15 protein-coding genes are annotated in these 14,197 nt (G+C 43.9%); all 15 read right to left on the bottom strand.

The genetic code is table 11. From position 1 onward, the window contains the following. Positions 1-100 precede the first annotated feature (100 nt). The 15 genes from LDN84_RS10405 to LDN84_RS10475 all read right to left on the bottom strand — a co-directional run bounded on the left by LDN84_RS10405 (position 101) and on the right by LDN84_RS10475 (position 14,159). Entirely contained in the window at positions 101-844 is a 744-nt protein-coding gene (locus LDN84_RS10405) for a WecB/TagA/CpsF family glycosyltransferase (protein ID WP_223912179.1), read from the bottom strand. A 104-nt stretch (positions 845-948) separates the two neighbouring features. Beyond that, positions 949-2,220 carry a beta-galactosidase gene (locus tag LDN84_RS10410; RefSeq protein ID WP_223912181.1) on the bottom strand — a complete coding sequence of 424 codons (1,272 nt, stop codon included), beginning with the start codon at positions 2,218-2,220 and terminating at the stop codon, positions 949-951. Between the two features lie 9 nt (positions 2,221-2,229). Beyond that, positions 2,230-3,141, bottom strand: a complete 912-nt coding sequence (locus tag LDN84_RS10415; protein WP_223912183.1) for an NAD-dependent epimerase/dehydratase family protein — start codon at positions 3,139-3,141, stop codon at positions 2,230-2,232. Continuing rightward, a complete protein-coding gene (locus LDN84_RS10420) occupies positions 3,138-4,148 on the bottom strand; it encodes an NAD-dependent epimerase/dehydratase family protein (RefSeq protein ID WP_223912185.1) in 1,011 nt (336 codons plus the stop codon). Before LDN84_RS10420 ends, LDN84_RS10415 begins: the two co-directional genes overlap by 4 nt. After that, positions 4,141-5,316 carry a glycosyltransferase family 4 protein gene (locus LDN84_RS10425; RefSeq protein ID WP_223912187.1) on the bottom strand — a complete coding sequence of 392 codons (1,176 nt, stop codon included), beginning with the start codon at positions 5,314-5,316 and terminating at the stop codon, positions 4,141-4,143. Before LDN84_RS10425 ends, LDN84_RS10420 begins: the two co-directional genes overlap by 8 nt. A gap of 10 nt (positions 5,317-5,326) precedes the next feature. Continuing rightward, entirely contained in the window at positions 5,327-5,884 is a 558-nt protein-coding gene (locus LDN84_RS22905) for a serine acetyltransferase (protein WP_276572423.1), read from the bottom strand. A gap of 5 nt (positions 5,885-5,889) precedes the next feature. Further along, positions 5,890-6,642 (bottom strand): glycosyltransferase family 2 protein, encoded by a 753-nt coding sequence (locus tag LDN84_RS10435; protein WP_223912189.1) that lies wholly within the window; start codon positions 6,640-6,642, stop codon positions 5,890-5,892. Positions 6,643-6,770: 128 nt separating this feature from the next. Continuing rightward, positions 6,771-8,048, bottom strand: a complete 1,278-nt coding sequence (locus tag LDN84_RS10440) for an O-antigen ligase family protein (protein WP_223912190.1) — start codon at positions 8,046-8,048, stop codon at positions 6,771-6,773. A 599-nt stretch (positions 8,049-8,647) separates the two neighbouring features. Next, positions 8,648-8,779, bottom strand: coding sequence for a hypothetical protein (locus LDN84_RS22910; RefSeq protein WP_255610527.1), 132 nt, complete (start codon positions 8,777-8,779; stop codon positions 8,648-8,650). Between the two features lie 13 nt (positions 8,780-8,792). Next, positions 8,793-9,731, bottom strand: a complete 939-nt coding sequence (gene rfaE1, locus LDN84_RS10445; protein WP_223912191.1) for a D-glycero-beta-D-manno-heptose-7-phosphate kinase — start codon at positions 9,729-9,731, stop codon at positions 8,793-8,795. Next, positions 9,728-10,300 (bottom strand): D-sedoheptulose 7-phosphate isomerase, encoded by a 573-nt coding sequence (locus LDN84_RS10450; protein ID WP_223912192.1) that lies wholly within the window; start codon positions 10,298-10,300, stop codon positions 9,728-9,730. Before LDN84_RS10450 ends, rfaE1 begins: the two co-directional genes overlap by 4 nt. Before the next feature lie 41 nt (positions 10,301-10,341). Then, positions 10,342-11,529, bottom strand: coding sequence for a glycosyltransferase family 9 protein (locus LDN84_RS10455; protein WP_223912194.1), 1,188 nt, complete (start codon positions 11,527-11,529; stop codon positions 10,342-10,344). Continuing rightward, positions 11,526-12,638: a polysaccharide pyruvyl transferase family protein gene (locus LDN84_RS10460; protein ID WP_223912195.1), complete on the bottom strand. Its 1,113-nt coding sequence runs from the start codon at positions 12,636-12,638 to the stop codon at positions 11,526-11,528. Before LDN84_RS10460 ends, LDN84_RS10455 begins: the two co-directional genes overlap by 4 nt. Then, positions 12,631-13,257 (bottom strand): CatB-related O-acetyltransferase, encoded by a 627-nt coding sequence (locus LDN84_RS22915; protein WP_255610529.1) that lies wholly within the window; start codon positions 13,255-13,257, stop codon positions 12,631-12,633. The genes LDN84_RS10460 and LDN84_RS22915 overlap by 8 nt, the downstream gene beginning before the upstream one ends. A 5-nt stretch (positions 13,258-13,262) precedes the next feature. Then, on the bottom strand, positions 13,263-14,159 hold the full coding sequence (locus tag LDN84_RS10475; protein WP_223912197.1) for a glycosyltransferase family 2 protein: 897 nt from the start codon (positions 14,157-14,159) through the stop codon (positions 13,263-13,265). Positions 14,160-14,197 lie beyond the last annotated feature (38 nt).

A 14,197-nucleotide genomic window follows, 5' to 3' on the forward strand; every position in this document is an offset into this window, starting at 1 on the left:
TGTGAGGTTTGTATCCGAGGTACTTTCTGAGTTGATGAATGACCAATTCGGCCTCAGTTTTGGTGATAGGCCAGTGGCTGGCTTGGCCCATCATTTGGCTTCAATCGTCCATCCGAGATGCCTTGAAGCCGGTCTTTGCCATGCCAGTAATAAACAGCGTGTTGGTTACCAAATAACGCCGCCATAGCCGACGTGGCTCGGCAAAAAGGCGGTGCAGCCATTCAAGACCAGAGTTTTGCATCCACAGCGGGGCTCGCTTGATGGTGCCTGCGTGGTAGTCAAATGCTGCCCCCACGCCCACCATGGCAGCATGCACAATGCCCCGGTGCTCGCCCATCCACACCTCTTGCTTGGGGCAGCCCAAGCCCACAAACAACACATTGGTGCCTGAGCGGTTGATCCTGTTGGCATAGTCAAGATCTTCATCTACAGTGAGCGTGCGAAACGGTGGTATCACCATGCAACCCAACTTCAACATGGGAAACGTATGCAGCATAGCCGCCAACAGCCTGTCCATAGTGGCCTCAGTACCGCCGTAGAAAGACACAATCTGCCCCAGTCGCTCAGCTTGGGCTAGGTAACGCCACATTAGGTCGGGCCCATTGATGCGCTGCTGGTCGCGGTAGCCCGCTCGCCGCAGTACCCAAGCCACTGGCGCACCGTCTGGGGTGACCATATCAGCGTGCTTAAGCACATGCGCCAAAGCGGGATGCCGGTTGGCCGTGACTGTCATGTGCACATTGCAAATACATACCACAGCGCTTTGGCGAGCCTGCCCTTTGGTCACTAGACGGTGCACGGCAGTGTCCCAATCCATCAAGTCGATGGCTGTATTCAATACCATGGCTCTCGTTCGTTGTTGCATCTCTCCCTACTTTCTTGTATGCGTCTCAATCGGACTCATCAAATTACATGGTTAGCAATAAACCCGCATAGCCAAGATTTAAACTACTGCACATATAAAACAGGGGTGTGCGTCAAAGTGACACCATTTGGCGTTATAGCCAGCCACCTCCCGTCCAGCATTTGAATTTTTTGCACTTTCCATTGCTCCGGAGGTAGCCAGTTTTTTTCATTTCCTGTTGTCCATGCAATGAATCCTTGCTTTCCGTCTGGGTACACAATACGACAGGTCCACAACGCCTCGCTTTGAACGCATTGCTTCAAAAAGCTTCCAACTAACCATTCATAAACCTGCCCAAATGCTCGCCCAGCGGGTTTGATCACTTTCGTCTTTGGCTCGATTGAGCCCATATATCCGTCATCCCATGCATACCAATAAAACCGCTCTACTCCACTTGCCTTTGTCAAAACTAGTGCACGGGCAACGTAGCTTGCTGCTTCATCAGGCTCTAACCTTTTCCAAGCGCTAGGTGCACCCTTTTCAGAAGTGCCGTCCGTATTGGCTATGCGCCACCCTGCTTCGGTGTTCCATAATGGCAGCTTGGAATATCCATACTTAGCCACAATGGCCTTTATCTCTGACACAAAACTGGGCAATACCTCAGGTGGCATAGCCGTAACATAAAAATGGTATCCGATGACATCAGCGAACTTACCCCCACCCGCCGCCAAATATCTGCTTAGCCATTGTTTTGCATTCGTGCTGTCACCTGTAATCGAAGGGGAAACCACCGTATTGGTCGAATCCACTTCCTTTATGATTGAATACATTTCTTGCGCAAGCTCAACTAATTTTTCGGGTGAACCGGAGTAAAACTTGGGTAAATTCACTTCGTTCCAGAGTTCATAGCAGTGCACTCTACCTTTGTACCTTGTTGCCACTGTACGCACGTAATTTCGCCAATCCACCATACTGGCCGGTTCAGCAGAATTGCCAACCGCATAGGCGGACTGTTCGCTCGGCCTTGCGGATGCCCAACTTGGTGACAGCCCTAATGGCAAAAGAATCTCCACTCCGTGGGATTCGGCCATTTCGACATATTTGTCGAGTTTGCTGAAATCCCATTGGCCTTTTGTCGGCTCCAGCAGCGGCCACTGAACATAAGCATCCCACAGCCGTAAGGTACCAAATTTCACAGTCGGCCAAGGTGTTGGATTGCTAGATGCAAGGAGTTGATGCATGTGTTGCCCGAAGTATTTCGCGTCAACAGGAAAATTCGCCTTATAACTATCAGCACCGACCGAGGACATAACACCTACACTCAAGATAGAGGCAATAAATACTTTGAGTACAACCATGACAAATCCGGTATTCATCAGTGAAAATTAGAGAGAATTCAACCAAATCCAAGTTTTTGTCACACCTTCCTTTAAACCAATACGTGGCTGCCAACCCAATACATCGCGTACCTTAGATACATCCAAAACAACGCTGGGCACATCGTATGCCCGCCCTGTTTTATACATCGGCTTCATTGTGCAATCTGAAACTTCCATTGAAATATCCAACACATCACGCACGGAATTTCCAACCCCGCTCCCCACATTTAATATACCGCAATATTCACTCTCACCAGCCAATACGCATGAGCGCGCCAGATCGAAAACATAAATGAAATCACGCACTACTGAACCGTCACCCCAAATCTCGATCCGTTCATTGTTCTTAATTTTCTGCAAGAAAGTACCAACTACCCCCTGTACCCCCGAATGTCCTTGTCTTTCACCATAAGGATTAGATACACGCAAAACGACGGGTTTTATTCCATGCAAAGATTGGTACATGAACAAATAGTTCTCTATAGCAACCTTTACCACGCCATAAGAGCATATGGGTTTAAGGGGGTGCTTTTCCGGTATAGGAGATATATCTGGAATGCCATAAACTGTCCCACCCGAGGAAAGGTACACAATTCTTGAAACTCCATTTTGCAACATTAGTTGTAATAAACGAACAGTATTAATCAAGTTTCCTTTAATATCAGAAATTGGATCTAAATTTGAAGTCGAAGGAACCGTTGTACTCACGAAGTGGTAAACACTATCTACTCCCACTAACGCTTCAGCCAAAGCTGAAACATCGCTGAAATCCGCCAAGCGATAATCAACATCAACTAAGGGCGAACGATATAGCTCAGCCCCACGATCAAAAACCCTTACCTTATGTCCTGACAACAGCAAAGCATCTACAACATGGGAACCAATAAACCCATTACCACCAATAACTAGTGCTTTCATACAGATTTATTCTTCCAATATTCGAACAAATCTTTACCATCCGTTTTTATCCAATGAATGGTTTCCCTAACATTTTCGTCCAAATTAGAATTTGCTACCCCGAACTCAGAAACAGTTTTAGCTGTGGGTGCAGGATAATTTTCGATCATATTTTTAAAACGGGCAGTATAGAGCGGGGAAGGAATTCCTACTTTACGTAACAAGTCACCTATAAAAGCAGGTATAGTAAACAAAATACTCGGCACTCGCCGTAAAGATTTTCCCGTTAAATTCCGAGAAATTGAATTCAACCAAACATAAGAATCTATTTCAATATCACCTAAGTAGTAGGTTTGTCTATTTACTTTGGTTACATCGGCTTGAATAATTTTCACGATTTGATGAACCACATTGTTTACATAACCATAAGTTCGTAATACCGGAGAATTGCACGGATGAATATACAAACCCTTATCAATAATTTTCCATAATTCAATAGGGTAGCGAAGATGCCACGGCCCCCATATATTTGCAGGGCGTACAATCGTCCAGCAGCAATTCAGATTTGCTTCACGTGTCAATTGCTCAGTAATTACCTTGCTTTGGCCGTACTGAGTGTAATGCATATATTCATCATCACGGGTAGGTAACGGTTTTTTTTCGGATTTATAAACATATTGCGTAGACGTAATGATTATCCGATTCAACCCTTCAGTTTTTTTTAGACAATTAATAAGGTTTTCGCTTCCTAATGTATTGTCAATATAGTCATCAAGTTTGTCACTCAGCGTATCAGTACGCGCAGCCAAATGGATAACCACAGAAGGCTTAAAGTCGTGAAACGCCTTTTCAATATCGGTAATTTTCAACAAATTACCCTGAAACCAAAACTTATCATGATTTTTTTTATTTGGCTTAGCTTTATCAAAATTACAAATAATATAATTTTGCCTTTCAAGCGCGTCAACCAAGTTGGTACCAATAAAGCCAGATGCGCCAGTAATTAAAACTCTCTCTTTATTATTCAAAGTTTTGCTCCTTGAGTGTCATTTTGATAAGATTTAAAATATTTTTACTGTAGCTATCTAATGTGTATTTTTCTAAAAATCTATCAACTGATGCTTGAGAGTAGGTTGCATAAGTTTTTGGATTTTTTATTAAAAATAACACTTTTTCGGCAATTTGATCGGGTGATCTGGGGTCTACAAATAATCCTACTTCAGGTGTAACCATATTTGGAATCATCCGATAATTAGTTACGACTGGGACGGCACCGTAAGCCATTGCCTCCAATACAGAAACCGGTTGACCTTCGAACTTAAAATATGTTGGCAATAAAAAAATATTTGCCTTCAAAAAAGCTTGTGCTTTAGCATTTCCCATCAATCCTGCATAATAGGTTACATGATTTTGTAAATTATTTTTTAATATATAAAGTTTAAAGGCTTCTTCTGCTTCTAGCTCGTTGATATGCAATACTGCATCAACTGAATTTTTAAATGATCCAGCAAATACGCAATGAACATTCATATTATAGGTGTTAACTAGTATATTTAAAGCTTTAAGAACGTCCCAATATCCTTTGCTCTCAATCATATAACTCAGATAAATTAGATTAAAAGTATGATTGGGGTTGTAAATCTTTCCTTTGTTGGTAATTAATAAATTCCGCTCTGGTAAACCATTACTAACAGAAACAACTTTGTTTTGATAATTGTACAGCATGGAGAATTGACACTTGGTGAATTCTCCCTCTACAATAATAAAGTGTCCTTTGTTAAAATTAGTTCTAACTAGGTATTTGAACCATGGACTGAGTTCGGAGTAAAAATTACCAAAATTTGAACCAAACTGCTGCATCAAAATTCGATACCTAAACAGCCAAGCCAAATTGACAAAAAAAAGATCGCGTAAAAAACCTGCTTTAGTTTGGGCTGTATTTATATACAAAAGCCCACCACGATATTTAATAAACTTATTGATTGATCCGATAATTATTTTTAAATATTCAAGTGTGCGTATAAGTGAAAACTTTCCAATCTTAATATTGGTGTATTCGGATGTCAAATCAATAACACCTACTGTGAAATTGTTGGCAACTAGGAAATCCACCAATGCATCAAACATCATGGCCTGCCCTGAGAAGATATTTAACTTCTGATTTGTTCTTAAACCAATAGCAAGAATTTTTTTCATCGCAAAAATACTAATTTAAATCCACTTTAGGTATTACTCTAATTACGCGAGCGGGATTCCCCACCACAATGCGGCCTGGCTCGACATTTTTGATAACTACACTACCTGCGCCAATTACCGCTCTATCACCGATGGTGATTTCACCCAAAATAACTACATTAGAACCGATATCCACATCATCTCCAATAATAGGGGCAGCTCCGCCATAATCTGCAAAAGTTCTTGCAACTCCAATCGTTGTTGAATGTCGTAATATACAGTTCCGTCCGATAACTGCACGATCACTAACCACCAAGGCTTGTCCATGATAGAGACGTAGCCCACTACCGACATTTAACTTCCACGGTAATTCAACACACAATATCCATTCAACGGCTACTCGATACAAAATGACGTAGGGATATCCCAGTAAGCGGAATGGACGCGGGAGATATGAAAAAAAATTAGCTACACGAAAGGCAAGCATAATCAATTGGCCTTTAATATTGCCCTTATTTGCTCGCCAATCCTGAAAAAAAGAAAGGTGAAATCCTACCCTTGAATTTGGCACCGTCATTTTTTTCGACATGTTGTTCAACTTTGATATTGCTTATTGCGGAAAAACATAACAACATAATGCTTAATGCATTCATAACAAAAAATAAATAATGCTGGAATTACGCCTTTTCCATGAACAAGAGTAACAGCCATCGACTCTTTATAGCTGCGAATAGGGTTATTGCTGCTTATTCCATTGATTTGCATTTGCACAATCTGCTTTGGTACAAAAGCAATGTTTATCTTATCCCATATTCGTAAAATAAAATCATAGTCCCCGGCAACGCGAAAACCCTGGCTGAAATCACCATAACGCCTGTAAACAGATGTACGGACAAAACATGATGGGTGCGCAACTTTCATTTTCCTCAGTAATTGAGCTTTCTCGACACTGGCTCCATTAATGCATACCTTATAGCCAAGCATATTGACTTGTGCAATTTGCGCATGGCATAAATCATATCCACCAGACTCCATCACTTCTACCATCATAGATATTACATTGGAATCCGTGTACCAATCATCAGAATTTAGAATATGAATGATCTCTCCCGATGCCAATCTCACACCTTTATTCATCGCATGATAAATACCCGCATCTTCCTCTGAAATATACCGTACACCTAAATCATGCAATAATTCAACCGTTCCATCATTAGAACCACCATCGATTACAATGTGTTCAATATCTGGATAGGTTTGGGCCTTTATTGATGAGACACACCTTTCGATAGTTGCATTACTGTTAAATGTAGGGGTTATCACTGAAACTCGAACGATTTTTTTCATAACTTCTAAAAATGTGACAGTTCATGCGCGTTTTTTGCAAAAATCACAACCCATGAAAAAATGATTCCTTGTAAATCAAAAGTAGTCTGGTTGTGAGTTTTCCAGGTGTATGAGCTAAACACCCGGGTTTAGTATCGGTGAGCAAAATTATTTTGCTGTAATATTGTTGGTTCAAATTTTCGAGTAGCGGAAGTATTGTGAAGTGTTGATGGTATTATTGATAATCTTTCTATATAAAATAAAATAAATGTATATAAATTGAAGTTAATGCTATAGGATTCAAATGTATTAACCATTATATATAATAATACAAATATTAAAAATATTAATTTATTTTTGGTTGAATTATTTTTATGGTAAATGGATTTTATATATAATATTGATAAGATAAATCCAATAAAACCTGTTGTGAATATGGATTCCAAAAAACCATTGTGAGCGGAGCCAGAAAAATACCCTATTAAGTCAGTCATATTACTGTTAAAAGAAGTTTTATCGCTCATCACTTGATTCAACCCGACTCCAAAAAATGGATTTTCGTTAATTGAATTTATGTAGTATAACCATATGTTTATTCGTCCGGTGAACGATGTATCGACCAAATTATTACTTAGTGAGAGAAGGTCTTGGTAATACGTTGAAATTATCGCTGTCGAAGTGGATATTATTAATACACCTATTATTATATAAGTTGTTCTTTTTATTAAAAAATCTGAAAAACTGCTTTTCGATGAAAAAATATTAGTAACAATAATTAGTATTGCCAAAATAATTGCTGTTGATGATTGGCTACCAATTATTAATATTAAGACGGAAAATGTTGTTATAATTTTAGCGGGAAAAGTTTTAAATTTAAATATCCATAAATAAAAAAACAAAATAAATAATGATATATTTCCAAGGGTATTTTTATGGGTTGTAATTCCCTGCCATTTATTAAGATGTTCACCAATACTAATTCCGTATGAAGGTATGAATATTATGCATGTATACGATAAAAATATAAATGCTAAGAAAATTTTATTTAAATATTTTGTTGTATTTTTATATTTAAGATAGTTAACTTGAAGTGCAATTCCGATGTATGCAAGCACGATAGCGCTTGTTTGAATTATTGATTGATATGGCAGTTCGCTTTTCAAGGAAATAAAATAAAGATATGAGAAATACACTATAATTATTTTTGGAATTTTCAGCGTGTTCCTAAAAAAAATAATTTTATACAATATTATAAATATTGCCATTAGAGCTAACCATAATTTAAATATATCTACTGGGAATATATTTTCATTTGTGAATTGTGAAAACTGATCTTGAGCACCATTTTGATTTATTAGCTGGATCGTACCAAAGGATAATAGAAACATTGGGGCTAGCAATATCTTTAATAATAGCTTATTGTTCATTAATTTGTACTACTTATTCGTTATTAATATAATTAATTTCAAAATAATTAATTCAAGCTGCGTATTTTGCAAATTATGCGTCTGGACTGCTGATATGTTGGCATGATCTAACTGGGTTTTTGTATCTCGATCAAGGTACTCATCAAGGTTGCTCTACGGCGAAAAGGTCTGCGGGTAGACGACTTCGGGACCAAGTCGTCTACCCGCTGTGTGTTTGCCGATGCTTTCAGGAATTCAAAACACACTAACCCCTGGTTGCTGATGGCTGAGACCTCCGTGAGGCTGTAACGTTTGCTGCACTGCTGCAGCACTGGTTTCTGGCCCGTCTGTGCATAACCACGCACCCACTGTTCAACTTTCATGTGGTTTAGCGCCCGCGCTCGCTTAATGCGGCATCGCGTTGTGCAATCCCAGTGTATCAGTTGTGAGAATGGGCATCCAGATATCAAAGTGTCATGAGAAGAGTTGCATGATGGCGCGGCGGTTCCGTAGCCTAAAGCCCGTTCCTGCGCTAATGTGAGTCTTCGACCAGTTAGGTACGTTTGCCTGGACTTTTTTGATTCCATACCGGCTTCACCGCGCAATGCTTACCGCGGCGATCATGCCAGTGCGATGCCAAGAGTCACACCCATCGCTTTGGAAATTTCCTTCCACGTTAGTTGCAGATCATCACGTATCCGCATGGCATGGTGGCGCATCTCCTGGTGTGATTGGTGGGTTAGAAATTTCATAGATTCACCTATTTCAAATCAACGCTGCGTGCAATTCCTCTGGGCTCACCGCTGCGGTCCCCATCTTCCCTACCACAATGCCAGCCGCTACATTTGCTAACTTGACAGCATCAACCAACGGTATACCAGATGCCAACCCAGCCCCAATAACCGCAACGACCGTGTCACCTGCGCCCGTCACATCAAACACTTCACGCGCCTTCGTGGGGAGCCTTAAAGGTGGCTGGTTTTCAACAAAAAGCGACATACCTTGCTCGCTACGCGTTACCAGGAGGGCATGCAGGCCAAGCGACTGACGTAGCTTTTCGGCGCGTGTGGTGATGTCTTCTTCACAGCTGCAGTGTCCCACTACCGCTTCCAATTCCGACAAATTGGGTGTGAGCAGCGTCGCGCCTCGGTAGGGTTCAAAGTCATTGCCCTTGGGGTCAATAATTACGGGTAGTTGCAAACTGCGGGCGTGGGCTATCAGGGTTTGTACGCCGCGCAACGCGCCCTTGGCGTAATCAGAAAAGATAGCTGCCTGTGCCGTTTTTGCAACGCGTTTGAAGCATTCCAACAATAAACCGGGTTCCCAGGCTGGGAAATGATCTTCAAAGTCCAAGCGTATCAACTGTTGATGACGGCTGAACACGCGCAGCTTGTTGATAGTTTGGCCGCCTTGCACGCGGTGCAGACTAGATGTGACCTTATGTTGTTGTAACAATTGCTCTAGTTGGGTGGCGGCTCCATCCTCACCCACCAAGCCAAGCAGATCAACCTGCGCGCCCAAGCATGCTCCATTTACGGCTACGTTGCCCGCACCACCCACGCGCACCTCTTGGTTTTGCACGAGCACCACAGGCACAGGCGCCTCGGGCGATATACGGGTGGTGGAACCGTGCCAATAGCTATCTAGCATCACATCACCCACCACCAGCACACGCGACTTAGAAAAATCCGGCAGCGTGATCATGCTTTTGTCGCCAGCGCAGCGTCGACCATGGCGCACCAAAGGTGGCCGATAAGGATATGGCATTCTTGTATGGCTGCGGTTTGGGGTGCTGGTACGGTAATGGCATGGTCAACTAAGCTGCTCAATTGTCCGCCTTCGCGTCCCAGTAGGCCAATCGTGATGCAGCCCAAGAATTTGGCCGCATCCATAGCTGTCAAGACATTGGCACTGTTGCCGCTGGTGGAGATGCCAATCAGCACATCTCCGGGGCGTGCGTGCGCTTGCACCTGGCGGGAAAAAATTTCTGTGTAGCCGTAGTCATTGGCTACCGCCGTCAAAATGGAGGTGTCGGTGGTCAAAGCCATGGCGGGCAAACCCTTGCGCTCAGTCAAGAAGCGGCCCACCAACTCGGCTGCAATGTGTTGCGCGTCGGCTGCACTGCCGCCGTTGCCGCACAACATGACCTTATTGCCGCGCAATAGGCAGTCGGCAATTCGCTGGCCAGCATCTTCAATGGCGGGTTTAATTGCTGTCAGGCTTTGTAGCGCAGCCAAATGCTGGCTGATGTGAGTGTCAAAAATAGAATTCATGGGCAAAGATAGTGAAGGTGTGTTTGGACTAAAGAAGGCTATTAACCGGTATGGCTGACCGTCGGTATTGCATAGGGTGCCTGAGCAGCATCCAACGCTTGTTGTGCTGCAGCCAGCACCGAGGCGACTGATATCTTGCTTACGCACGGCACCGGGTCACTTGGGTCATGCGGTTGGTTGCAGAGCCAGTTGCAGCGGTAGCAGGGCATGGGCACCGCTACCGCAACGGGCTTGATGCCAGGCACTGTGTCTGGGTATGGCATGAATCGACCGTAATGCCCTCCGCCTAAAATGCACACCGCCGGGGTGCCAACTGCGGCAGCGATATGCACCGCAGATGTCTCGTTGCCGATAAGCAATTGCGCACCGCGTATGACCTCGGCCAACTCACTTAAATTGGTTTGGCCAGCCAAATTGATGCAGTTGACGGTTGCTGCATTTGCAATGGTTTGACATAGCGCAGCCTCATTTCGCGCACCACACAACACCGGTTTCCAGCCGTAGCGGCGCTGAAGAGCAGACAGCGCACCTGCAAACTGTGCTACAGACCATTGCCTGCCAGACCATGACGCACCAGGGAACACGATGAAATATGGTGCGGTGGGTTGCAGAGCGATTGGCAACTTAGCCAGGTGAGGCAGCTGAGCTAAAGCGGCTTGATGGGGTACTCCTGCCAAATGGCTCACAAATTCTGCATTGCGCAGCAGCTCCATCATCGGGCTAGGGTTGGCGGGTAATAGCTGGGTGTACCAGCGGTTACTCATCTTTTGCCCTGCCGCAGTAGCGATGGCCAAGTCGCCCGCAGAGCCAATGCGATATGTAGCGCCAGTAGCGCGCATCACGCTGTCGCCATGCAATACGGAGCGTGAAAATGTAGGTTGTATAGCGGTATAAAACCCGCCCCTACGAAAGCGTCGCAGCAGCTGCCAGCGTTTGAGCGGATGGCGCACGTCCAGATGGCGGGTACTGATGGGCCAGACCTCATCCCAGTAAGGTAGCTGTATGGCCATATCCGCCCAGGCAGAGTTGGCGATCAAGGTGATTTTCTGGTTGGGGTACAAATGGCGATACTCTTTGGCGCTGTCTAACCAGATGATGAAATCACCGATTGCATCCAGACGAATTAGGGCAATGCCCGCCTGACCAACCCGCGGAATTGACTTCAACACCAGCACATCAACCTTGAGAATGACCCAAGTGATGATCACCTCAAGCACGCGTTTGATCAATTTAGCAACACCTTAGAAAGTGCTTCCACATAAGCGCGACGAGAGGCAGTGCGAATTGCCTCGATCTCATCCGGGTACGAGTGCTCGCGCGAAAGCAGTGCAGCAATCATTTGATCAATGCTGGCACTGGTGACATCCTCCACATAATGGGGTGTCAGGTTGAGATTTTTAATCATCAAAGCGCGGCTGTCGTTGCCAATCACTGCGACAGGCTTGCCAAACGATGCCATCATGAAGCCAGCATGCACACGATTCACCACTGCAAACCTGGCACCTGCGTAAAAGTTCATGAAAGCCACATGCTCATCTGGCACGATGTAGGTTTCAACGTCTGGCACGATTTGCTTGGCTAACGTTTCCTCAGCCACAGTGTGGCAGGCTGCTACCACGCGCCCATGAGGCTGAAGCTTGTCGACAATCTCACCAAAGTTTTTACGCCATTTATCAGCATCAATGTTTTGACCAAAAGTGTAATGTCCGCCAGACTCCATGAAGTTGACGACGATGTAGCCACCTTTGGTCGGTGTAATTTTGAAATGATCCCGCGCAAATATCGAGGTGCATGGCAACACCATTGCGTCGCGCCCAGAAAGTTGCAACATGCGTTGAGCAAGGCTGTCACGCAGGAGCGTCAAGTCACAGGCATCAAAAAATTCGGCGATATAGGCCTTGCACTTGGGGCAGTTGGTGACCTCGCTGCCATCAGAGTGATACCGCTGGCAACTGCCACCGGCAATACTCAGTAACTTGCGACTACGGCGGTCTTTTAAAAAGCGTTTGCGGATGAGTGGGTCAAACCATTCATTGTCAGCACAATGCGGACCACCCGGGTGACACCAATATACCGGGGCGCCGCTTTGGATTAACAGGTCTGCATCTGCTACGCGGTCTTTGGTTCCCAACACCCGCAGCACTGGCTCAACCACACGTGAAATCCGCAGTCTGCGTAGACCTTCATAACCATAAGCTGTGGTGACTGGAGAGTGTTTGTGGATCAATTCGACTTGGTCGAATTTTGCAACATCGCCAATGATGGACAGGATACCTTCGCGGACGAAGTCGTCGCCGATGTTGTGGCGGACTGTGGTGATGATGGATAAGTTAGTCATTGGTTAAGCCTGCATTATTTAATTCTCTTAAAAAAATTATTGGATCATCCATATAAATAACAAAGTCTTTTAATTTATTCTGAGGCAAAAGCCACCATTTTGATTTAAGCAAAGACTCACAAATTTCAGTAGAAAATCTCCTTTTTATAACCCTAGCGGGTAGTCCTACAGCTATGGAGTATGGAGGTATATTACCCCTAACGGTTGCACCAGCACCTATAATTGAACCAGTGCCAATAGTGGAGCCAGAGAGTATTGTTACACCATGACCAATCCATACATCGTTCCCGATAGTGATATCACCACGTGATTTTGGTGTGACTTTACTTTTAAGTTCGCTAAGCTGCCATCTCTCAATAAACGGAAATGTTGAAACCCATTCTGTATCATGTTCACCGCCCAGAATAAAATCTACATTTTCAGCAAATGAACAATATGAACCAATTTCAAGTTTTAGGCCGGTTCGCCAGCAATAAAGATTGGCCTTATTTATATATGTATGTTCATTAATGGTTATTGTTGGCCTACCTCCACCAATTAATTTGATATTTATATCGTTGGACTTTTCTTTTTTGAAACCAAACTTTTTTAGGGTTCTATATAATATATTTCTTGCCACAAGAACTATCCCTTTAAAAATTTATTTAAAGCTAATTTAAATAAATTACTTTTGAAGGCTTTTAAGGAAAAAACAGCTCCGTAAACAACGTCTTCCACAACAAAATTAGAATGACGTAGTGATCCCTTTAGATCAAATGATTCTTTTTGTGAGTTACTATCTATTGTTAGTGTATGAGTGGCATCGTTGCCAAAACCAATATTGACAATTTGATTGAGCTTCGGCACAATAGTTAATGCGTGGTTAAAATTTTTCGAAAACCCCCATTGATAATCCCATGTATCAATCTCGGAATTAAACAATTTTGTGCCTAGACTAAGTTTTGCAATTCGCTCGGCCTTATAAGGGTAAACATTGTCCATCACCTCTGATTGTGACATTTCTGGCCAATCTTTTAGATCAGGATCATAGTGCTGCCAAGCACGTCGCCAACTAGCCCAACCCCAAATTGGGCCGTAGCGTGTAAAAAAATAATCAGCGTTTGACTTAGTAATAGCTGCTGGAAAAAATGTTGAGCCCGATATCTGCCAAATTCGTGTATCGGTTTTATAACGCTCCAGCAACTCATCACAAAATCCAAAAAAACTCTGTGCCGGCAGGCAATCGTCTTCCAGAATAATGCCTTGCTCTTCGTGCTCAAAAAACCAGGTAATGGCCGAGCTGACCGCGCGTTTGCAGCCCAGGTTTTCTTCACGGAAAAGGGTAATCACCTCACACGGCCAATCCACCTCTGTGGCGATTTGGCGGGTGGTGGCACAACGCTCGGCCTCACCCGCCCGCTGTGGGCGTGCTCCATCGGCGGCCACATAGAGCCGGGGTGGCTGCGCAGCGCGGATGGCCTCAAAAACCTGGCGTGTGGTGTCGGGCCGATTAAACACCAAAAAGAGTACTGCACTTTTCATAGCTGGTTACGCTTGTTCCATATGGGTTACCGGCTATT

It is taken from the genome of Rhodoferax lithotrophicus, assembly GCF_019973615.1.
Classification (GTDB): Bacteria; Pseudomonadota; Gammaproteobacteria; order Burkholderiales; family Burkholderiaceae_C; genus Rhodoferax; species Rhodoferax lithotrophicus.

Coding starts and splice junctions, on each gene's coding strand:
- LDN84_RS10405 (WP_223912179.1), bottom strand. CDS start 844: ATGGTATTGAATACAGCCATCGACTTGATGGATTGGGACACTGCCGTG.
- LDN84_RS10410 (WP_223912181.1), bottom strand. CDS start 2,220: ATGAATACCGGATTTGTCATGGTTGTACTCAAAGTATTTATTGCCTCT.
- LDN84_RS10415 (WP_223912183.1), bottom strand. CDS start 3,141: ATGAAAGCACTAGTTATTGGTGGTAATGGGTTTATTGGTTCCCATGTT.
- LDN84_RS10425 (WP_223912187.1), bottom strand. CDS start 5,316: ATGAAAAAAATTCTTGCTATTGGTTTAAGAACAAATCAGAAGTTAAAT.
- LDN84_RS22905 (WP_276572423.1), bottom strand. CDS start 5,884: ATGTCGAAAAAAATGACGGTGCCAAATTCAAGGGTAGGATTTCACCTT.
- LDN84_RS10435 (WP_223912189.1), bottom strand. CDS start 6,642: ATGAAAAAAATCGTTCGAGTTTCAGTGATAACCCCTACATTTAACAGT.
- LDN84_RS10440 (WP_223912190.1), bottom strand. CDS start 8,048: ATGAACAATAAGCTATTATTAAAGATATTGCTAGCCCCAATGTTTCTA.
- LDN84_RS22910 (WP_255610527.1), bottom strand. CDS start 8,779: ATGAAATTTCTAACCCACCAATCACACCAGGAGATGCGCCACCATGCC.
- rfaE1 (WP_223912191.1), bottom strand. CDS start 9,731: ATGATCACGCTGCCGGATTTTTCTAAGTCGCGTGTGCTGGTGGTGGGT.
- LDN84_RS10450 (WP_223912192.1), bottom strand. CDS start 10,300: ATGAATTCTATTTTTGACACTCACATCAGCCAGCATTTGGCTGCGCTA.
- LDN84_RS10460 (WP_223912195.1), bottom strand. CDS start 12,638: ATGACTAACTTATCCATCATCACCACAGTCCGCCACAACATCGGCGAC.
- LDN84_RS10475 (WP_223912197.1), bottom strand. CDS start 14,159: ATGAAAAGTGCAGTACTCTTTTTGGTGTTTAATCGGCCCGACACCACA.